We start from the raw sequence: 19,653 nt of genomic DNA, 5'->3' as shown, positions 1-19,653 counted from the left end.
GTCTTGCTTGATTTACGGTCTGAACTTGAGATTGCTAACACACGCTGGTGGCGGAGGGCTGCCTGCTGAATAGGTCAACACCTCAACGCCCGTTGGAGTAACCAAGCATGTGTGCTCCCACTGAGCGGACAAGCTACGATCTTTGGTTTTAACCGTCCATTGATCAGGCATGGTTCTGATATCTCTTTTGCCGGCATTGATCATGGGTTCAATCGTAAAGGTCATACCCTCATGCAGTTGCTCACCCAAACCTGGTTTGCCGTAATGCACTATTTGAGGTTCATCATGGAACACTTGTCCAATGCCGTGACCGCAATACTCTCTGACCACTGAGTAACCTGCATTTTCTGCATGAGTTTGGATCGCGTAGCCAATATCACCCAAAGTACAACCTGGTTTGACTTGAGCAATGCCCAGCCACATGCACTCATAAGTGATTTGTGAGAGTCTTTTGGCCAAAATTGAAGGTTCGCCAATCGAAAACATTCGGCTGGTATCGCCATAGTAACCAGTGGGGGTGATCACGGTGATATCAAGGTTGACCACGTCGCCGTCTTTGAGTATCCGGTCGCCTGGGATTCCATGGCAAATAACGTCATTGACCGAGGTGCAGATGGATTTTGGGAAGGGTGGATAGCCTGGAGGCTGGTAATTTAGGGGTGCTGGGACTGTTTTTTGAATATTGACCATGTAATCGTGGCAAATCTGGTCCAGCTCACCAGTGGTAACGCCTGCCTTGATAAATGGGGTCACATGGTCCAGTACCTCGCTGGCCAAGCGACCAGCTTCACGCATACCAGCGATGAACTCTTGAGAAGTGGGTTTTTTAGTTTCAGTCAACATACCCCGATTATCCAGCATAAATTCATTGTTTTCATGGCTCTAATACGATTTTTAGGGTAGAATACGCACACTGTTTCAGATGGTCTGGAGCAGAATCACGAACCAAGCCGTCCAGGGTGGCACTTTTTAGTGCAGTCAGGACTTGGTTCTAGACACAACCCTTAGGAGATTTACATGTCAGTGACTATGCGTCAAATGCTAGAAGCCGGTTGCCATTTTGGGCACCAAACTCGCTTCTGGTCACCAAAGATGGCCCCTTATATTTTCGGTCATCGCAACAAAATTCATATTATTAACCTCGAAAAAACACTTCCAATGTTCTTGGAAGCGCAAAAGTTCGTGCGTCAAGTAGCTTCAAACCGCGGCACTATTTTGTTCGTTGGTACAAAGCGCCAATCAAAAGAGATCATTGCTGAAGAAGCAACTCGTGCTGGCATGCCTTACGTTGATGCTCGCTGGTTGGGCGGTACATTGACTAACTTTAAAACTGTTAAAGGTTCTATCAAGCGTCTTAAAGACATGACTGCTGCTCGCGAAAATGGCGATTGGGAGCGTTTGTCTAAGAAGGAAGCTTTGACAACCAGCCGTGATATCGAGAAATTAGAGAAATCATTGGGCGGTATTCAAGATATGGCTGGTACACCTGATGCGATTTTCGTGGTGGACGTTGGTTACCACAAGATTGCTTTAACTGAAGCCAAGAAATTAGGTATTCCAGTGATTGCTGTGGTTGATACAAACCACTCACCTGAAGGTGTTGATTACATCATCCCAGGTAACGACGACTCAAGCAAAGCGGTTGCTTTGTATGTTCGTGCGATGGCTGATGCTATTTTGGAAGGCAAAGCAAACGCAGTGAACCAAGTGTTAGAAGCTGTTAAAGGCGACGCTGACGAGTTCGTTGAAGAAGGAAAGGGCGAGTAATGGCTGCAATTTCTGCTGCAATGGTTGGCGAACTACGCGCCAAAACTGATGCTCCAATGATGGAGTGCAAAAAAGCTTTGACTGAAGCTGATGGTGATATGGCTAAAGCAGAAGAAATTCTGCGTGTAAAACTTGGAAGCAAAGCTGGTAAAGCTGCTTCACGTGTTACAGCTGAAGGTGTTATCACTGCGTTCATCAACGGCACAACTGGCGCGTTGCTAGAAGTTAACTGCGAAACAGACTTTGTTTCTAAGAATGATGACTTCTTGGCATTGAGCAATGCTTGTGCTCAATTAGTTGCTGAAAAGAATCCAGCTGATGTGGCTGCTTTATCTGCTTTGCCATACTCTGGTAAGACAGTTGAAGAAGTTCGCGCTGAATTGATCGGTCGTATCGGTGAAAACATGTCATTGCGTCGTTTCACACGTTTTTCAGGTGAGAACAAGTTAGTGTCTTACTTGCACGGTACACGCATTGGTGTGATGGTTGAATACACTGGTGACGATACTGCTGCCAAAGACGTTGCTATGCACATTGCTGCGATGAAGCCGATCGCTTTGTCTTCTGCAGATGTGCCGGCTGACAAGATTGCTACAGAGAAGAGTGTTGCTGAACTTAAGGCTGCTGAATCAGGCAAGCCAGCAGAAATCATCGCTAAGATGGTTGAGGGCTCAGTTCAGAAGTACTTGAAAGAAGTTTCTTTGTTGAATCAAACTTTTGTTAAAAACGACAAACAAACTGTAGAGCAAATGTTGAAGGCTGCTAACACAACCATCAAGAGCTTTACGATGTATGTTGTAGGTGAAGGTATTGAAAAGCGTCAAGATGACTTTGCTGCTGAAGTTGCTGCTCAGGTAGCTGCTGCAAAAGCCACGGCCTAAGTAGTTCTTGTAGTTCAAAAAGGCACGGGGCTAAAACCTTCGTGCCTTTTATACTTTTGTAACTTGATGAATGCTAAATAAAGAGAGAGACTGACCATGCCAGCTTATAAAAAAGTTTTGCTCAAACTATCAGGTGAAGCCTTAATGGGCGATGACTCTTACGGTATCAATCCAGGCACCATTGATGCCATGGTCGCTGATGTCGCTGAGGTGGTGCAAACCGGTATTCAGTTAGCCATCGTGATTGGTGGCGGTAATATCTTTAGAGGTGTGGCTGGTGGTGCGGCCGGTATGGACCGCGCAACCGCTGACTACATGGGCATGTTGGCAACCATGATGAACGCGTTGGCATTGCAAGATGCATTGCGCCAAAAGGGTGTGGAAGCCCGTGTTCAATCAGCTTTAAGAATGGATCAGGTTGTAGAGCCCTACATTCGCCCTAAAGCCATTCGTCATATGGAAGAGGGCAAGGTGGTGATTTTTGCTGCTGGAACTGGTAACCCATTCTTCACCACTGATACTGCCGCTGCTTTGCGTGGCGCAGAAATGGGTGTTGAAGTTGTTTTGAAAGCAACCAAGGTAGATGGTATTTACACCAGCGATCCGAAGAAAGATCCTACAGCCACTCGTTACGACACCATCACTTTTGATGAAGCCATCATCAAAAACCTACAGGTCATGGATGCCACAGCATTTGCCTTGTGTCGCGATAGAAAATTACCCATCAAAGTTTTTTCAATCCTCAAGCCTGGCGCACTGAAACGCGTTGTGATGGGTGATAGTGAAGGTACTTTGGTACACGTTTAAAAGGAAACATCATGTCTGCTAATGAAATTAAAAAAAATACAGAACAAAAGATGACCAAATCGATTGAGTCATTGAAATCGAATTTGCAAAAAATCAGAACTGGTCGTGCTCATCCAGGTATCTTGGAGCAGATCAACGTTGATTACTATGGCAATCCAACACCATTGGCTCAAGTAGCTAACCTAGGTTTGGCGGATGCCAGAACCTTGACCGTTCAGCCTTGGGAAAAGAACATGATGGGCGCAGTAGAAAAAGCCATTCGTGAATCTGACTTGGGGCTTAATCCTGCCACTCAAGGCAATATCATTCGTGTGCCAATGCCTGCATTGACTGAAGAGCGCCGCAAAGAATTGACCAAAGTGGTCAAGGGTGAAGGCGAAGATTCAAAAATTGCTGTGCGCAATCTAAGACGTGATGCAAATGAATCATTGAAGAAGCTAGCGAAAGATAAAGAGATCTCAGAAGATGATGAGCGTCGCTCGCAAGATGAAGTTCAAAAAATGACCGATCGTTTTGTTGCTGAGATTGACAAGATCATTTCTGATAAAGAAAAAGAGATCATGACCGTTTAAGCCAAGCTTAAATAGTCTCTTTATGGTCAAAAAAACCAATCCCTCACACATCAGCACAACTTTGGCTGTGCCTGATGTGGCGAGTATTCCCAAACACCTAGCCATCATCATGGATGGCAACGGTCGATGGGCGACCAAACGTTTTTTACCAAGGGTTGCAGGGCACTCACAAGGACTGAACACTGTTAGAGAGATCGTCAAAGAATGTGGTGATCTAGGTGTTGAATATTTGACTCTTTTTGCCTTTAGTTCTGAAAACTGGCGCAGACCTGCTGAAGAAGTTGGTTTTTTAATGAAGTTATTCTTAACTGCATTAGAAAAAGAAGTTTCTCGTCTTGATAAGAACAATGTGCGCTTAAGAGTGGTGGGTGATCTCACCAAGTTTGATGAGCAGATCCAAGAGCGAGTCGTGCAAGCAGAAGAAAAAACTGCTCACAACACGGGCCTTAATCTCACCATCGCTGCTAACTACGGTGGTCGCTGGGACATGTTGCAAGCGGTATCAGCTTGCTTGAAAGCAAATCCGGGCCTTACTCCTGAGGGAGTGACTGAAGCTTTATTAACACCTCATTTATCCATGTCGTATGCACCTGAACCTGATTTGTTCATCAGAACGGGCGGCGAACAAAGAATCAGTAACTTTTTACTTTGGCAGTTAGCTTATACAGAGCTTTACTTCACAGATTTGCTGTGGCCTGATTTTGATGCCAAGGCGCTTCAAGCATCTTTTGCTTGGTATCGAGAGCGTGAGCGACGTTTTGGGCGCACCAGTGCTCAAGTCATTGAAGCGGAAAAATAGAACAGCATGCTTAAAACCAGAGTCATTACAGCAATCGTACTTTTAGGTATTTTTTTACCAGTGCTCTGGTTTGCACCCCTGATTTATTTGGGCGCATTGATTGCTATCGTTATCACTTTGGCTGCATGGGAGTGGTGGAGATTGCTCTTCCCAAATAATCAGCGCAGGGCATTTTCATACGCAGGTTTGTGTTTGCTCAATTTAGTTGCTTGGTTAATGTATGCCGACATTGAAGCCGTCAAAATTCTTTTGTGGTTGACTTTGGGCTTTTGGTTGCTGGTGGTGCCATTCATCATGAAGCAATCACTTCAATTGAATCTTGTTTCTTGGCGCTGGCCTTTGGCCGCGATTGGCTTATTCATCCTGCCGGCCTGTTGGTTTGCGCTGATGCATTTGCGTGCAGTGAGTATGACCCTGTTCTTATCAGTGCTTGTTTTGGTTTGGGCTGCTGACATCGGCGCATATTTTGCGGGTAAAGCATTTGGTAAACACAAGCTGGCCAAGAATTTAAGCCCTGGCAAATCTATTGAAGGTGCTTTGGGTGGTTATTTATTGGTGATGGTGCTCGGCATTCTGGGAGCCACTTTATTTGCAGATCATCCTTACACCCAAGGCAACTTCTTTGCTTTGATTCAATCCTCTTGGGGATGGTCAGGAATGATTCTTGTGACGGCACTGTGTGTTGCAATGAGTATTCAGGGTGACTTGTTTGAGTCACAAATGAAGCGTGTTGCTGGAGTCAAAGATAGCAGTGCGTTGTTGCCTGGTCATGGTGGTTTTTTAGATCGCATTGATGCTCTTTTGCCAGTCTTGCCATTAGCAGGGCTGATCATTTTGATGGCGAGCTAAGCATGAGACATATTTGCGTCCTTGGTTCAACCGGATCAATTGGAGTGAGTACTCTGGATGTGATTCGTGCCCATCCAGAATTATTCAAAGTTGAATCTTTAACAGCCCATTCAAATATCGAATTACTCGCAAAGCAATGTGAAGAATTCAAGCCAACAATGGTGGTCGTTGGCTCTGCAGATGCTGCAAATCGTTTGAATGGTCAATTGAAAACTATGGGCCTGCACATCACTGTTGAGCATGGCGCAGAGGCCTTGGTCGCTGCGTCAACACTGACCTCGGTTGATACGGTGATGGCAGCCATTGTTGGAGCAGCAGGTTTGCTACCAACCATTGAAGCGGCTAAATTAGGTAAGCGGATTTTATTGGCCAATAAAGAAGCTTTGGTGATGGCGGGTGATCTTTTCATGTCGGCAGTTGCTAGCAGTAGTGCTGAGCTGCTGCCTATAGACAGTGAGCACAACGCGATTTATCAATGTTTGCCTGATGCTAATACTTCTAATGGAGGCTCTCGAGGTAAATATGCATCCTTGGGCGTTAAAGAGATTTTATTGACCGCCTCAGGTGGCCCATTCAGAAATCATTCTTTGGATCAGTTGAAGAATGTCACACCCGATCAGGCTTGTGCCCATCCTAACTGGGTCATGGGACGAAAAATTTCAGTCGATTCAGCGACGATGATGAACAAAGGTCTTGAAGTGATTGAGGCTCATCATTTATTTGGATTGCCTGCGGAACAAATCAAGGTCTTGATACATCCTCAAAGCGTGGTTCATTCGATGGTCAGATACATTGATGGATCTGTGATTGCACAGCTTGGACAGCCCGATATGAAAACGCCGATTGCTTATGGCTTGGGTTGGCCTTCAAGGATTGATGCTGGAGTGAAAGAATTGGATTTCACATCGGCTCATGACTTGAGTTTTGAGCCCGTTGATTTGCATCGTTTCCCTTGTTTGTCTCTGAGTTATCAAGCCCTGGCTTCTGGTGGCTTGGCGCCAACCATTTTGAATGCTGCCAATGAAGTTGCAGTTGATTCTTTCTTGAATCATGGGATTCGATTCACACAGATTCCAGAGCTGGTTGAGCGTGTTTTAAATCAAACGCAGGTCAGTGGGGCGATGAGCCTGGAGGGTATATTTGAAGCTGACAAAGTTGCTCGTGAGCATGCTCAAACAATGGTCAAAGGATTGAACGCATGACAGTGATTTGGAGTTTATTGGCATTTTTAGTGGCATTGGGTCTATTGGTCAGCTTTCATGAATATGGCCATTACAGTGCTGCCAAAATGTGCGGTGTCAAAGTATTGAGATTTTCTGTTGGTTTTGGAAAAACCATTTGGACTTATCAAAAATCACCGGATTCTACCGAGTGGGCATTGAGCAGTTTGCCCTTGGGTGGTTACGTCAAAATGGATGAAGAGTCCTTCAGAAGTCAAAAACTGTGGAAAAGGTCCTTCATTGTGGCTGCTGGCCCTTTGGCCAATTTCATTCTCGCCATAGTCTTTTTGACGATTTTATTTGCTTCAGGCGTTCCTCAAATACCTTCTAAATTAGTCGAACCTGACAAAGCCAGTGTGGCTTATGAAGCGGGTATATACGCTGGCGACACGGTGGTTGGCTGGAAATCTGAGGGGGATGACTCTTTTAGACCTATTGCAAGCTGGAATCAGCTGAGATGGCGCTTGATGGATGCCGTGACAAGCTCAGAGGGGTTTGTTGTGAAGGTCAAAACTCCCCAAGGAGTTGAGCAAGATGTTGTTTTTAAAACAGAAAAAATGCCGATTTTGACCCCAGATGCTGATCCATTGGCAAAATTAGGCATCAAACCAGATGTGAGTGAGCCCATTGGTATTTTTGAGCTCAAATTAGGCATTTTTGAGGCCATTGGTGTGGCAAGTGAGAGGGTTTGGGATATCAGCGCTATTTCTGTGCGGATGTTGGTGGGGATATTCACTGGTGAATCGTCGATCAAACAGATTGGCGGGCCTCTGAGCATTGCTGATATGGCGGGTAAAACAGCTCAAGTTGGCTGGCAGTCCTATGTAGGCTTTTTGGCGATGATCAGTATCAGCCTAGGAATCCTGAATTTGATCCCATTACCCATGCTAGATGGTGGTCAGCTACTGTATGATGGATGGGAATTGTTGTCTGGTAAGCGGGTTTCAGATGGCGTTCAAAATGTATTGCAAAGAGTTGGTATGGGTAGCCTCCTGTTTTTGACTATATTGGCTTTGTTTAACGATATTTCTAGATTGTTTTTACGTTGAAAATACATAATAAATTTATTAAGACCCCTTTGGCTGCAATCGCAGTTAGTTTGCTTTCAGCCCCTTTGATGGCTGCTGATCCATTTGTGGTGAAAGATATTCGCGTTGAAGGTTTGCAACGCGTCGAACCAGGCACGGTTTTTAGTTATTTGCCGGTGAGAGTTGGCGAAACTTTCACTGATGACAAGGGCGCTGATGCGATCCGCGCACTTTATAACACTGGATTTTTTAAAGATGTGAAAGTCGAGTCTGATGGCCAAGTATTGGTTGTCCGAGTTGAAGAGCGACCAGCAGTTTCACAGCTAGAGTTCACAGGCATTAAAGAGTTTGATAAGGATGCTCTGAAGAAGTCTCTTAAAGCCGTTGGTGTTGCAGAAGCTCGTTACTACGACAAAGCATTGATCGATAAAGCTGAGCAAGAACTCAAGCGTCAATATATTTCTCGCGGTTACTACGCTGCAGAAGTGATTACCACTGTGACACCTGTTGAGCGAAATAGAGTAGCCATCCTGTTCAACGTTGATGAGGGTCAAGTATCAAAGATTCTTCAGATCAATATTGTGGGCAATTCTGCATTCAAGGAAAAAGACCTTCGTGAAGAAATGCAGTTATCAACACCTAATTGGTTGTCTTGGTACACCAAGAATGATTTGTATTCGAAACAAAAGTTAACGGCCGACTTGGAAGCAATTCGTTCTTTCTATTTGAACCGTGGTTACTTAGAGTTTGTGATTGAGTCGACACAAGTTTCAATCACGCCAGATAAAAAAGGTATTTACCTCAACATCAACATCAGAGAAGGTCAACAATACAAAGTTGCCTCAGTGAAGTTAGCTGGTGAGTTGTTGGGCAAAGATGAAGAGTTGACCAAGCTGGTTAACTTAAAAGTGGGCGATGTGTTCTCATCAGCCAAGTTGACTGAGAGCACAAAAGCCATTGCTGATAAGTTGGGTGCCTATGGTTATGCCTTTGCTGCAATCAACCCACAACCTAATTTGCAAAAAGACAAGCAGGTTGTTGATCTTGCTTTGATCGTTGATCCAGGTAAGCGCACTTATGTTCGCAAGATCAATATTTCAGGCAATAACAAAACGCGTGATGAAGTGATTCGTCGTGAGATGCGCCAGCTAGAGAGCTCATGGTTTGACAGTGAAAAGCTCAAGCTTTCAAAAGACCGTATCAATCGCCTTGGTTATTTCACAGACGTCGAAGTGAATACTGAAGATATTCCAGGTACGTCTGATCAAGTAGACGTTGGTATCAAAGTAGCAGAAAAACCAACAGGTTCATTGAGCCTAGGTGCAGGTTTCTCATCAACTGATAAGTTGATTTTGACCGCAGGTATTTCACAAGAAAATGCTTTTGGTACAGGAACAAGCATTGGTTTGAATATCAACACAGGTAAAACCAACCGAACTTTGGCTATTTCAAACTACGACCCATATTTCACTGAAGATGGCATCAGCCGTTTCACTGAGTTGTACACCAGAACCTCACGTCCTTTGTATTACACAGGTGATACCGAGTACAAGATTGTTTCAACAGGTGGTAGCTTTAAGTTAGGTGTGCCGTATTCTGAGGTTGATCGCGTGTTCTTCGGCTTGGGTATTGAGCAGTTGAACATGGAAACATCGATTAACACACCAACGAGCTACCAAAATTATGTTGCTGCTTATGGTAAGAGCAATATGAACGTGCCGTTCACCATTGGTTGGTCAAGAGATGCAAGGGACAGTGCACTGATTCCATCTCGCGGCACATACCAACAAACGAATTTTGAGTGGGGCACACCTGTAGCTGATTTACAGTACTACAGAGCTTACTACCAGCACCAGTATTTCTGGCCATTGTTCAAGGGCAATATCCTGTCCTTTAACGGCGAGATTGGTTATGGCGACACCTACAGTAATAAACCATTCCCAGTAACCAAGAATTACTTCGTGGGCGGTATTGGTTCTGTGAGGGGTTATGAGCCAGGTTCTCTAGGCCCTACAAATACCAACTCTAATGGCACTGTGACACCGATTGGTGGAGCGTCTAAATTAGTGGGTAATATCGAATATACTTTCCCAATTCCTGGATCAGGTGTGGATAAAACCTTGCGCTTATTCAGCTTCTTTGATGCTGGTAACGTTTATGCGGATACACCAGACTTCTCTGGCTTGAGAACATCGTATGGTTTTGGTTTGTCTTGGATCTCACCATTGGGACCGTTAAAATTCAGTTATGGTTTCCCATTGAGCAAGAAACCAGAAGATCGTTTGCAGCGTTTCCAATTCCAAATTGGTACCGCGTTTTAATACTTGAAGGATGTATTTATGAATCGTTTTGCTAAAAAGTTCGTTCAATCAACTGTGATTTCAGGTTTGGCGTTGAGTTTATTTTCTGCCTCAGCAATCGCTGCCGATGAAAAGGATTTCAGCGGTCGTATTGGCGTTGTTAATTCTGAGCGAATTTTTAAAGATTCCAATATGGCTAAAGCCAGCCAAACTAAATTGCAAAGCGAGTTTGCTAAGCGTGAAAAAGATTTGCGTGACGATGCTCAAAAAATTAAAACAGCCGCAGAGCGTTTAGATAAAGATGCTGCTGTGATGTCTGATACGGATCGTGTGCGTCGTCAACGTGAATTGGCTGATGCTGACCGCGAATTGCAACGTAAACAAAGAGAATTCACAGAAGATGTGAATCAAAGAAGTTTTGAAGAGCGTTCAAAAATTGCTCAAAAAGCCAATCAGGCTCTTAAGACTGTTGCAGAACAACGCAAGTTGGATTTGATTGTTCAAGAGGCTGCTTACGTTAATCCTAAGATTGATGTCACAGAAGACGTCATCAAAGCACTCAATAACTTACGTTAATTATTAAGAGCTTCATATGCCATCGATTGCTGAGTTAGCCGAACGCTATTCGGCTCGCTTAGCGGGCAAGGGAGATCAGCTCGTCTCGAGCTTGGCGCCTCTGACACAAGCCAATCAGTCTCAACTGGCTTTTCTTGCAAACCCTCTGTATCGCAACGATGCCCTTAATAGTCAAGCCGCTGGTTTGATTGTTTCTGAAGCTGATCATGAGTTCTTGCAAGAGCACTCAGCAGATAAAAATCGCACTTACTTGATCACAAAAAATCCATACGCATTATTTGCAAGGATTGCTCAAGAGTTTGCAAAATTAACTGCTCCAACATATTTACCTGGTATTCATCCAAGTGCAGTGATTGAGGCTGGTGCAACAGTTGCGCCTTCTGCTCACATTGGACCGCTTTGCCATGTGGCCAAGGGTGCTAAGGTTGGTGAGAGATCGGTTCTGGTTTCACAAGTTCATGTTGGGCCCAATGTCACTATCGGCACAGATGCCTTGATTTATTCCAACGTTTCAATTTACCAAGATTGTCAATTGGGTGATCGAAATATCATCCACAGTGGCACAGTGATTGGTTCAGATGGCTTTGGTTTTGCTCCTGATCTTGCGGCCGGTGAGTGGGTCAAAGTGCCTCAAACGGGTCGAGTGGTCATTGGTCATGATGTAGAAATTGGATCAAATACATCCGTTGATCGTGGGGCATTGGCAGACACTCGTATTGATGATGGTTGCAAGATTGATAATTTGGTGCAAATTGCGCATAACGTGCATGTGGGCGCTTTATCAGTGATTGCAGGCAATACAGCCGTGGCTGGCAGCGTGACCATTGGCAAAATGTGCATGATTGGTGGGTCCAGCAGTATTGCGGGGCATTTGAACATCGCTGACCGAAGCACCATATCTGGTGGCACTACCATCATTCGTTCGATTGATGAGCCGGGCCAGCACTTCACCAGTATTTTCCCGATGCTGCCTCACGCTGATTGGGAAAAGAATGCTGCTATTTTGCGCGGCTTAGATAAAATGCGTCAAAAGATCAAAGATTTAGAAAAGCAAATTCAAAATATCACTGCAGACAAGAAATAAACGTAAAAAGAGAAAAGGCCATTCATGAGCGAGCTAGTTAATTTTGATATCAACCAAATCTTGAAGATGCTTCCGCATCGCTACCCATTTTTATTGGTTGATCGTGTGCTTGAGTTAGAGGCTGGTCAGCGTGTCAAAGCATTAAAAAACGTCACCATGAACGAACCTCATTTCACGGGCCACTTCCCAGAATTTCCAGTAATGCCAGGTGTTTTGATTCTTGAAGCTTTGGCTCAAACGGCAGCCTTACTCACATTTGGTCAAGATTCAGTGGATGACTCAGTTTATTTCTTTGTTGGCATTGATAATGCCCGCTTTAAGAGACCAGTGACACCAGGTGATCAATTGATTTTGAATGCATCGATTGAAAGATTCAAAGGCGGTATTTGGAAATTTAAAACATTTGCCACCGTCAATGATGTAGTGGTGACTGAAGCTGATTTGATGTGCACCATTCGTAAAAAGGAAGCCTAAGATGGCTTTGATTCACCCTAGCGCAATCATCGATCCAAAAGCAGAAATTGCTGAGGATGTTGAGATTGGCCCTTATGCCGTGATTGGTCCGAATGTCACCATTGGGCGCAAAACACAAATTGGTGCTCACACAGTTGTTGAGGGGCATACAAGCATTGGTATTGAAAACAGAATCGGACACTTTGCATCTGTGGGTGGTGCACCTCAGGATATGAAATACCGCGGTGAACCAACCAAGTTAGTGATTGGCGATCGTAATTTGATTCGTGAATTCACAACATTGCACACTGGCACTATTCAAGATCAAGGTATCACCAAAATTGGTAATGACAATTGGATCATGGCTTATGTTCATATTGCACATGATTGCGTGGTTGGAAATAATACGATCTTCTCAAATAATGCACAAATTGCTGGTCACGTTCATGTGGATGATTGGGCTATCTTAGGTGGTATGTGTGGTGTTCATCAGTTCGTTCGCATTGGTGAGCACTCAATGATTGGTGGGGCCTCTAAGTTAGTACAAGATTTACCACCATACGTGATTGCGTCTGGTGCTGTTGCTGAACCTCATGGTTTAAATGCTGAAGGTTTGAAACGCCGTGGTTTTAGTCCGGAGTCGATCACTGCCTTAAGACAAGCTTATAAATTGTTATACAAGCAAAACCTGAGTTTTGAAGAGGCTAAAAAAGCCATTGCAGACTTGGCGGCAGAAAAACAATCAACAGAAGCTGAGACGGCAGAGAAACTAAGAATATTCCATGACTTTATCGCCGCTTCACAGCGCGGCATTGCCCGCTAATCATTTGATAGAAGACGCATATCTTGCATGTGTGGCTGGAGAGCCATCAGGGGATATGCTTGCTGCAAGTGTTCTGCAAGCAATTCAAGAATCTTCAGATTTAGCAGGGCTTAAGACTCGTGGCATTGGCGGACCAAAAATGGTGGCAACTGGTTTTGAAGCCCTATGGCCGATGGAGACTTTGGCTGTACGTGGCTACGTTGAAGCCATCAAGCAATTGCCCGCCATTCTTTCAGTCAGAAACGCTTTGATCAAGGAGTTAAGCTTGCATCCGCCCAAAGCATTTTTGGGCATTGATGCACCAGACTTTAATTTGGGTGTGGAAAAGAAGCTCAAGGCCGCAGGCATTCCAACGATTCATTTCATCAGCCCATCTATTTGGGCTTGGCGTGGTGGGCGCATCAAGGGCATCAAAGAGTCTGTAGACCACATGCTGTGCATCTTTCCATTTGAAAAAGCCATTTATGAAAAGGCTGGCATCAATGCAACTTATGTAGGTCATCCATTGGCTTCGAGCATTCCGATGGTGCCTGATTCAGCAGGCGCTAAAGAAAAATTAAATATTCAGACAGGCAATGCTTTGGTGGCAGTCTTACCAGGCAGTCGTCAATCCGAAATCAATTTGATTGGCCCTGGATTCTTTGACGCCATTGCGCAGATGTTCAATCAATACAAGCAGGGAATTGAGTTTGTTGTTCCAATTACAACTCCTGCCTTAAAGCCGGCCATTCAGGCCATGGCTGATAAGTTATTGCAACAACACCCAAATATCACTCTGCATTTATTGGATGGCCAAGCCAGTTTGGCATTAGAAGCTGCTGATGTTGTTTTAATAGCCAGTGGTACTGCAACACTAGAGGCAGCTCTTTGGAAGAAACCCATGGTGATTTCTTATAAGGTTCCAGCTATCACCGCATGGATCATGAAGCGTCAGGCTTATTTACCTTATGTAGGATTGCCAAATATCTTGGCACAAGAGTTCATTGTTCCTGAGTTGTTACAAGAGGAAGCCACACCACAAGCCTTGGCTGCAGCTACATTGAATTGGTTAGATAAACCAAATGAAGTGGCGCTTTTAAAAGAGCGTTTTACTGAAATGCATCAATCCTTGCTCATGCCAACGGGGGCTTTGGTAGCCAAGGTCATAGCGGAAGTCATCAATGTCTGATTGGAATGCACCCAACCCGCTCTATGAGTGGACGTGTGGGGTGGATGAAGCAGGCCGCGGACCTTTGGCTGGCTCTGTGGTTGCTGCAGCAGTGGTGCTTGATCCTAGCAAACCAATCGCTGGATTAAAAGATTCAAAAAAGCTCACAGCCAAAGTTCGAGATGAGTTGTATGACATCATCATCAGAGATTCAAAAGCCTGGTGCATCGCAGAAGCAAGTGCTATAGAAATTGATTCAATCAATATTTTGCAAGCCACGATGCTGGCCATGAAGCGCGCCATTGAAGGCCTAGAAAAAACATTGGGGCGTTTACCAGATAGGGCATTGATTGATGGCAACCGCTGCCCAAAAGTGAATATTTCTATGGAAGCGATTGTTAAAGGTGATAGCAAGGTGGCGGCTATTTCAGCAGCATCGATTTTGGCCAAGGTCACCAGAGATCGAGACATGCAAGCGTTGCATGAGGCTTATCCTGTATATGGCTTTAATCAGCACATGGGGTATCCAACACCTGTTCATCTTGAGTCTTTAAAGCTTCATGGACCATGCCCTCAGCATCGTAAAACATTTGGTCCGGTCAGATTGGTGATTGAAACCAAAGGCAACTTAGGGGAAACTAAGCTCCTATGAGAGATCCAAAACATTTAAGCTCTGTCGATAACCCATTAATCAAAAGACTGAAGGTCTTGCTTGAGGGGGGCGCTAAAGCCAATAAAACTAGACAAGAACTTAATCTGGCCGTATTGGAGGGGGTGCATTTAGCGCAAGCTTGGTTGGGATCTGAGGATTTAGTGGAGTTATTCACAACCGAGGCAGGTCTTCAGCAAGCAGAAATTGCTGCTGTGATTGACATGCAATTGGCTGTTGTACCCAACACTGATCTTTATATCCTGGACGATGCTTTATGGAAGAAGATTTCTGATTTAGAAAATGGCCCGCCGATCATGGCATGCGTCAGAATTCCGAAACATGACTTTCCTGTGAAGCAAAGCCAGGATGTTTTGATTTTGGATGGCGTTCAAGACGCAGGCAATGTTGGTTCTATGATGAGAACAGCAGCTGCGGCGGGCTTAAGTTATGTGGTCTGTTTAAAAGGGACTGCACAAGCTTGGTCACCAAAAGTTTTAAGAGCTGCGATGGGCGCTCATCGTCATTTAAAAATTTTCGAAGCCTGGTCTTTGAATATGGTCCGCGAAAAGATTAAATTACCTTTGATAGCAACAAGTTTGATATCGGATCAAGATCTTTACGATTTAGGGGATGAATTACTCGACCCCCACGCGTGGGTCTTTGGTAATGAGGGTGCTGGGGTTGACCCAGAACTCTTGGCCATTTCAAGATCAGTGTTGATTCCTCAGGACCCTTGCATTGAATCTCTGAATGTTGGTGCAGCAGCGGCTGTTTGTTTATTTGAAATGCGCAGAGTTCGCCGAGAACTTAAATAAAGATCGATGATTGTTAAGTGACTAAGAAATAAATTTTAGTAATTACTTCGATCTGGATTAATTTCTTGCAAGATAGTCGTGGCAATTTCTTCGATTGATTTATTGGTGGTAGACAGCCAGGGAATTGCTAGTTTGCGCATCATGGCTTCAGCAGAGCTAACTTCATAACGACAGTTTTCTATCTTGGCGTAATTACTTCCTGGTCTTCGCTCATTTCTGATTTCAGATAGGCGCATCGGATCAATCGTTAGGCCAAATAATTTTTTGCGGAACGGCATTAAATCAGGTGGCATCTGATTTCTTTCGAAATCATCTGGTATCAATGGATAGTTGGCTGATTTAAGCCCGTATTGCATTGCCAAATAGAGGCTGGTCGGCGTTTTTCCACTGCGAGACACTCCAACCAAAATAACATCGGCATCAGCCAAATTCTGATTGGATTGACCATCGTCATGCGCCAGAGAAAAATTAATGGCTTCAATTCTGTTTTTATAAGATTCAGTATCGGCGTTATTGTGAAAGCGCCCAATCGCATGGGTCGATTTAACCCCAAGCGCTTGTTCGAGCGGCACAATAAAAGTTTGGAACATGTCCATCATCACACAATTGGCTTCAGAGACAATCGCATTGACTTCTGAGTCAACCAATGTTGTAAATACGATTGGTTCAAGACCAGAAGACTTGGCGTAATCATTGATTTCTCGAACAGCCTGATGTGCTTTATCAACGGTGTTGATAAAAGGCATTCTGACTTGTCTAAAAGGTAACTCAAACTGCGCCAAAATTGATTGGCTAAATGTCTCGGCAGTGATGCCAGTGCCGTCAGAAACGATGAAAACAATGCGTGGTTTTGAGCTCATAATTTTTTGATGAAAGTAATGTGCAAAGGATACAATAGAACCATTGAACTTGCGGCAGTTTTGGCCTTTGCCATCAGCCGCTTGCACGACCGGTTTCCCATTACTTAGAGAGTTGTTATGTCCAATCCAAACCATGCAAATGCATACGTTTTACCCTTTGAGGAACTGCGCATGTCTGACGTTGAGTCAGTCGGCGGTAAGAATGCTTCATTAGGCGAGATGATTTCTCAGCTCAATGCTTCTGGCGTTAGAGTACCAACAGGTTTTGCGACGACCGCTTTGGCATTCAGAGATTTTCTTGTCCACAACAAACTAACAGAGCGTATCAATGATCGTTTAGATAAGTTGAATGTGGATGATGTGAAGGCCTTGGCAGTCGCTGGCGCAGAGATTCGTTCATGGGTTGAAGAGGCTCCGTTCCAAGATCGTCTAGAACAAGAAATCCGTCAAGCGTTCAAAACTTTGGATGCTGATGGCAAAGGTTCTTTTGCGGTTCGTTCTTCAGCAACTGCTGAAGATTTGCCAGACGCTTCATTTGCTGGACAACAAGAGTCATTTTTAAACGTTGTTGGTATCGAAGACGTTTTACATCGCATCCGTGAAGTATTTGCATCTTTATACAACGATCGAGCAATTTCTTATCGTGTTCACAAGGGTTTTGCTCACGCTGAAGTAGCTTTGTCAGCCGGTATTCAGCGCATGGTTCGTTCTGACAAGGCGTCGTCTGGAGTGATGTTCACTTTGGATACCGAGTCTGGCTTCCAAGACGCTGTGTTCATCACATCTAGTTACGGTTTGGGTGAAACAGTGGTGCAGGGCGCAGTGAACCCTGATGAGTTTTATGTGTTCAAGCCCACCTTGGCTGCTGGCAAGTACGCCATCATTCGCCGCAGTTTGGGTTCTAAATTAATTCAGATGCAATTCACAGCTCCAGGCGAACCTGGTCGTGTGAAAACAGTCGATGTCCCTCTTGAGCAGCGCAATCGTTATTCCATCACGGATGATGATGTGGCTGAGTTGGCCAAATACGCCATGATCATTGAGAAGCACTATGAGCGCCCAATGGATATTGAGTGGGGCAAGGATGGTATTGACGGCAAGATCTATATCTTGCAAGCACGTCCTGAGACGGTGAAGAGCCAGGCTCAAGGCAAAGTTGAAATGCGTTACAAGCTCAAAGGTCACTCCACAGTTTTAACCACTGGTCGTGCGATTGGTCAGAAGATTGGTACAGGCACGGTTCGCGTTGTGAAAGACGCCAGTGAAATGGATCGCGTTCAACCAGGTGATGTATTGGTTGCCGATATGACAGACCCTAACTGGGAGCCTGTGATGAAGAGAGCTGCTGCGATTGTGACAAATCGTGGCGGTCGCACTTGTCACGCCGCGATCATTGCTCGTGAGTTAGGTGTTCCTGCTGTGGTTGGTTGCGCAGATGCCACCATGGTTCTAAAAGATGGTGCGGTGGTCACAGTGTCATGTGCCGAAGGTGATGAGGGCCGTATTTATGACGGTCCGATTGAAACCGAAGTGACTGAAGTGAGCCGTGGTGCTTTGCCTGAGATTCCAGTCAAAATCATGATGAACGTGGGCAATCCACAATTGGCATTTGATTTCTGCCAGATTCCTAACGGCGGTGTCGGTTTGGCTCGTTTAGAGTTCATCATCAATAACAACATTGGTGTTCATCCAAAAGCCATTTTGGAGTACCCGAACATTGATTTGGATTTGAAGAAAGCTGTTGAGAGCGTTGCTCGCGGTCATGCAAGCCCTAAAGCATTCTATGTTGATAAGTTAGCTGAAGGTATTGCAACAATTGCTGCTGCTTTCTATCCAAAGCCAGTGATTGTTCGCATGTCTGACTTCAAGTCAAACGAGTATAAGAAGTTGATTGGTGGATCACGTTACGAGCCGGATGAAGAAAATCCAATGCTTGGTTTCCGTGGTGCGTCTCGCTACATCTCAGAAGATTTCGCTGAAGCGTTTGCGATGGAATGTGAAGCCATGAAGCGTGTTCGTAATGACATGGGTTTGACCAACGTTGAAATCATGATCCCATTTGTGAGAACCGTGAAGCAAGCTGAGAAGGTGATTGGTCTTTTAGGTCAACATGGTTTGAAGCGTGGCGAGAATGGTTTGCGCGTCATCATGATGTGTGAGATTCCATCCAATGCAATTTTGGCCGAAGAATTCTTGGAACATTTTGATGGCTTCTCAATTGGTTCAAACGACTTGACTCAATTGACCCTCGGCTTAGATCGTGACTCAGGCATGGAGCTTTTGGCAATTGATTTTGATGAGCGAGATCCAGCAGTTGAGTTCTTGGTTGCCAGAGCCATTGAAACCTGTCGTGCCAAGGGCAAGTACATTGGTATCTGCGGTCAAGGTCCTTCAGATCATCCAGACTTTGCACAGTGGTTGATGAACAAGGGCATCACTTCAATTTCATTGAACCCTGACAGCGTTGTTGATACTTGGACTTTGCTTGCTAAGAAATGATTGAGTCAGTTTTTGACTTAATTTAGACCAAAGAAAAAGCGGACTGTGATCAGTCCGCAATCTTAGAGCCCGAACGCATGATTCGGGCTTTTTCTATTTGCCAGTCTCGATCTTTTGATGCGTCACGTTTGTCGTGTTGTTTTTTGCCTCGGCCTAGACCAATTTCACATTTCACTCGACCTTTTGAGAAGTGAAGGTTGATTGGTACCAAGGTATAACCTTTTTGTTCAACTTTACCGATGAGTTTTTTGATTTCAATGGCATTGAGCAAAAGCTTGCGAGTTCTACCTGGATCAGCTAAAACATGAGTCGAAGCGGAAATCAAAGGGCTGATGTGGCAGCCAATCAAATAGATCTCAGCATTGCGAATCACAACATAAGCCTCTTTGATTTGGGCGCGACCTTCCCGGATGGCTTTTACTTCCCATCCTTGTAAGACCATGCCTGCCTCAAATCGTTCTTCAATAAAATAATCGAAGAAAGCTTTTTTGTTGTCTATGATGCTCATATATTTATATCGT

The 19,653-nt window shown here is 44.7% G+C and carries 20 protein-coding genes; 17 read left to right on the top strand and 3 right to left on the bottom strand.

Features of this window, described 5'->3' with window-relative positions; all coding sequences use genetic code 11:
* Window positions 1–12 precede the first annotated feature (12 nt).
* Window positions 13–843: a type I methionyl aminopeptidase gene (gene map, locus ICE88_RS00285; RefSeq protein ID WP_216248281.1), complete on the bottom strand. Its 831-nt coding sequence runs from the start codon at window positions 841–843 to the stop codon at window positions 13–15.
* Between the two features lie 174 nt (window positions 844–1,017).
* Here map and rpsB point away from each other — a divergent pair, with 174 nt between their 5' ends.
* The 16 genes from rpsB (at window position 1,018) to ICE88_RS00205 (ending at window position 15,773) form a co-directional block, all read left to right on the top strand.
* The gene (rpsB, locus tag ICE88_RS00280) at window positions 1,018–1,767 is read left to right on the top strand and encodes a 30S ribosomal protein S2 (protein WP_215291782.1); all 750 of its coding nucleotides are present in this window, start codon (window positions 1,018–1,020) and stop codon (window positions 1,765–1,767) included.
* Entirely contained in the window at window positions 1,767–2,648 is an 882-nt protein-coding gene (tsf, locus tag ICE88_RS00275) for a translation elongation factor Ts (RefSeq protein ID WP_216248279.1), read from the top strand. The genes rpsB and tsf overlap by 1 nt, the downstream gene beginning before the upstream one ends.
* A gap of 96 nt (window positions 2,649–2,744) precedes the next feature.
* Window positions 2,745–3,455, top strand: a complete 711-nt coding sequence (gene pyrH, locus ICE88_RS00270) for a UMP kinase (protein ID WP_089516630.1) — start codon at window positions 2,745–2,747, stop codon at window positions 3,453–3,455.
* Window positions 3,456–3,466: 11 nt separating this feature from the next.
* Window positions 3,467–4,027, top strand: a complete 561-nt coding sequence (frr, locus tag ICE88_RS00265; RefSeq protein WP_089516631.1) for a ribosome recycling factor — start codon at window positions 3,467–3,469, stop codon at window positions 4,025–4,027.
* Between the two features lie 22 nt (window positions 4,028–4,049).
* A complete protein-coding gene (locus ICE88_RS00260; RefSeq protein WP_216248277.1) occupies window positions 4,050–4,826 on the top strand; it encodes an isoprenyl transferase in 777 nt (258 codons plus the stop codon).
* A 6-nt stretch (window positions 4,827–4,832) separates the two neighbouring features.
* A complete protein-coding gene (locus tag ICE88_RS00255) occupies window positions 4,833–5,675 on the top strand; it encodes a phosphatidate cytidylyltransferase (protein WP_216248268.1) in 843 nt (280 codons plus the stop codon).
* A gap of 2 nt (window positions 5,676–5,677) precedes the next feature.
* Window positions 5,678–6,877 (top strand): 1-deoxy-D-xylulose-5-phosphate reductoisomerase, encoded by a 1,200-nt coding sequence (gene ispC, locus ICE88_RS00250; protein ID WP_216248266.1) that lies wholly within the window; start codon window positions 5,678–5,680, stop codon window positions 6,875–6,877.
* A complete protein-coding gene (locus ICE88_RS00245) occupies window positions 6,874–7,944 on the top strand; it encodes an RIP metalloprotease (RefSeq protein ID WP_216248264.1) in 1,071 nt (356 codons plus the stop codon). The genes ispC and ICE88_RS00245 overlap by 4 nt, the downstream gene beginning before the upstream one ends.
* Before the next feature lie 2 nt (window positions 7,945–7,946).
* Window positions 7,947–10,244: an outer membrane protein assembly factor BamA gene (bamA, locus tag ICE88_RS00240; RefSeq protein WP_370624439.1), complete on the top strand. Its 2,298-nt coding sequence runs from the start codon at window positions 7,947–7,949 to the stop codon at window positions 10,242–10,244.
* A gap of 18 nt (window positions 10,245–10,262) precedes the next feature.
* Window positions 10,263–10,799 carry an OmpH family outer membrane protein gene (locus ICE88_RS00235; protein WP_216248262.1) on the top strand — a complete coding sequence of 179 codons (537 nt, stop codon included), beginning with the start codon at window positions 10,263–10,265 and terminating at the stop codon, window positions 10,797–10,799.
* Window positions 10,800–10,815: 16 nt separating this feature from the next.
* Entirely contained in the window at window positions 10,816–11,883 is a 1,068-nt protein-coding gene (gene lpxD, locus ICE88_RS00230; RefSeq protein WP_216248260.1) for a UDP-3-O-(3-hydroxymyristoyl)glucosamine N-acyltransferase, read from the top strand.
* A gap of 24 nt (window positions 11,884–11,907) precedes the next feature.
* Window positions 11,908–12,357 (top strand): 3-hydroxyacyl-ACP dehydratase FabZ, encoded by a 450-nt coding sequence (gene fabZ, locus ICE88_RS00225; RefSeq protein WP_089516638.1) that lies wholly within the window; start codon window positions 11,908–11,910, stop codon window positions 12,355–12,357.
* Window position 12,358: 1 nt separating this feature from the next.
* Window positions 12,359–13,159 (top strand): acyl-ACP--UDP-N-acetylglucosamine O-acyltransferase, encoded by an 801-nt coding sequence (gene lpxA / locus ICE88_RS00220; RefSeq protein ID WP_216248252.1) that lies wholly within the window; start codon window positions 12,359–12,361, stop codon window positions 13,157–13,159.
* Window positions 13,119–14,327, top strand: coding sequence for a lipid-A-disaccharide synthase (gene lpxB, locus ICE88_RS00215; RefSeq protein WP_216248250.1), 1,209 nt, complete (start codon window positions 13,119–13,121; stop codon window positions 14,325–14,327). Before lpxA ends, lpxB begins: the two co-directional genes overlap by 41 nt.
* Window positions 14,320–14,958, top strand: a complete 639-nt coding sequence (gene rnhB, locus ICE88_RS00210; protein WP_216248248.1) for a ribonuclease HII — start codon at window positions 14,320–14,322, stop codon at window positions 14,956–14,958. Before lpxB ends, rnhB begins: the two co-directional genes overlap by 8 nt.
* Entirely contained in the window at window positions 14,955–15,773 is an 819-nt protein-coding gene (locus ICE88_RS00205; protein WP_216248247.1) for an RNA methyltransferase, read from the top strand. Before rnhB ends, ICE88_RS00205 begins: the two co-directional genes overlap by 4 nt.
* Before the next feature lie 35 nt (window positions 15,774–15,808).
* On the opposite strand, the gene ICE88_RS00200 is transcribed toward ICE88_RS00205, so the two are convergent.
* Window positions 15,809–16,633: a pyruvate, water dikinase regulatory protein gene (locus ICE88_RS00200; protein WP_216248245.1), complete on the bottom strand. Its 825-nt coding sequence runs from the start codon at window positions 16,631–16,633 to the stop codon at window positions 15,809–15,811.
* A gap of 117 nt (window positions 16,634–16,750) precedes the next feature.
* Here ICE88_RS00200 and ppsA point away from each other — a divergent pair, with 117 nt between their 5' ends.
* Window positions 16,751–19,132 (top strand): phosphoenolpyruvate synthase, encoded by a 2,382-nt coding sequence (gene ppsA / locus ICE88_RS00195; protein ID WP_216248243.1) that lies wholly within the window; start codon window positions 16,751–16,753, stop codon window positions 19,130–19,132.
* Window positions 19,133–19,181: 49 nt separating this feature from the next.
* Here the strand turns inward: ppsA and smpB are convergent, their stop codons facing one another.
* Window positions 19,182–19,640 carry an SsrA-binding protein SmpB gene (gene smpB, locus ICE88_RS00190; protein ID WP_216248241.1) on the bottom strand — a complete coding sequence of 153 codons (459 nt, stop codon included), beginning with the start codon at window positions 19,638–19,640 and terminating at the stop codon, window positions 19,182–19,184.
* Window positions 19,641–19,653 lie beyond the last annotated feature (13 nt).

Origin of the sequence: Polynucleobacter sp. AM-26B4, assembly GCF_018882285.1 — a bacterium.
GTDB lineage: Bacteria > Pseudomonadota > Gammaproteobacteria > Burkholderiales > Burkholderiaceae > Polynucleobacter.
Note: the sequence above shows the minus strand (reverse complement) of the source record. Positions and strands in the feature narration are given on the sequence as shown.

Coding starts and splice junctions, on each gene's coding strand:
- map (WP_216248281.1), bottom strand. CDS start 843: ATGTTGACTGAAACTAAAAAACCCACTTCTCAAGAGTTCATCGCTGGT.
- rpsB (WP_215291782.1), top strand. CDS start 1,018: ATGTCAGTGACTATGCGTCAAATGCTAGAAGCCGGTTGCCATTTTGGG.
- tsf (WP_216248279.1), top strand. CDS start 1,767: ATGGCTGCAATTTCTGCTGCAATGGTTGGCGAACTACGCGCCAAAACT.
- pyrH (WP_089516630.1), top strand. CDS start 2,745: ATGCCAGCTTATAAAAAAGTTTTGCTCAAACTATCAGGTGAAGCCTTA.
- frr (WP_089516631.1), top strand. CDS start 3,467: ATGTCTGCTAATGAAATTAAAAAAAATACAGAACAAAAGATGACCAAA.
- ICE88_RS00260 (WP_216248277.1), top strand. CDS start 4,050: ATGGTCAAAAAAACCAATCCCTCACACATCAGCACAACTTTGGCTGTG.
- ICE88_RS00255 (WP_216248268.1), top strand. CDS start 4,833: ATGCTTAAAACCAGAGTCATTACAGCAATCGTACTTTTAGGTATTTTT.
- ispC (WP_216248266.1), top strand. CDS start 5,678: ATGAGACATATTTGCGTCCTTGGTTCAACCGGATCAATTGGAGTGAGT.
- ICE88_RS00245 (WP_216248264.1), top strand. CDS start 6,874: ATGACAGTGATTTGGAGTTTATTGGCATTTTTAGTGGCATTGGGTCTA.
- ICE88_RS00235 (WP_216248262.1), top strand. CDS start 10,263: ATGAATCGTTTTGCTAAAAAGTTCGTTCAATCAACTGTGATTTCAGGT.
- lpxD (WP_216248260.1), top strand. CDS start 10,816: ATGCCATCGATTGCTGAGTTAGCCGAACGCTATTCGGCTCGCTTAGCG.
- fabZ (WP_089516638.1), top strand. CDS start 11,908: ATGAGCGAGCTAGTTAATTTTGATATCAACCAAATCTTGAAGATGCTT.
- lpxA (WP_216248252.1), top strand. CDS start 12,359: ATGGCTTTGATTCACCCTAGCGCAATCATCGATCCAAAAGCAGAAATT.
- lpxB (WP_216248250.1), top strand. CDS start 13,119: ATGACTTTATCGCCGCTTCACAGCGCGGCATTGCCCGCTAATCATTTG.
- rnhB (WP_216248248.1), top strand. CDS start 14,320: ATGTCTGATTGGAATGCACCCAACCCGCTCTATGAGTGGACGTGTGGG.
- ICE88_RS00205 (WP_216248247.1), top strand. CDS start 14,955: ATGAGAGATCCAAAACATTTAAGCTCTGTCGATAACCCATTAATCAAA.
- ICE88_RS00200 (WP_216248245.1), bottom strand. CDS start 16,633: ATGAGCTCAAAACCACGCATTGTTTTCATCGTTTCTGACGGCACTGGC.
- ppsA (WP_216248243.1), top strand. CDS start 16,751: ATGTCCAATCCAAACCATGCAAATGCATACGTTTTACCCTTTGAGGAA.
- smpB (WP_216248241.1), bottom strand. CDS start 19,640: ATGAGCATCATAGACAACAAAAAAGCTTTCTTCGATTATTTTATTGAA.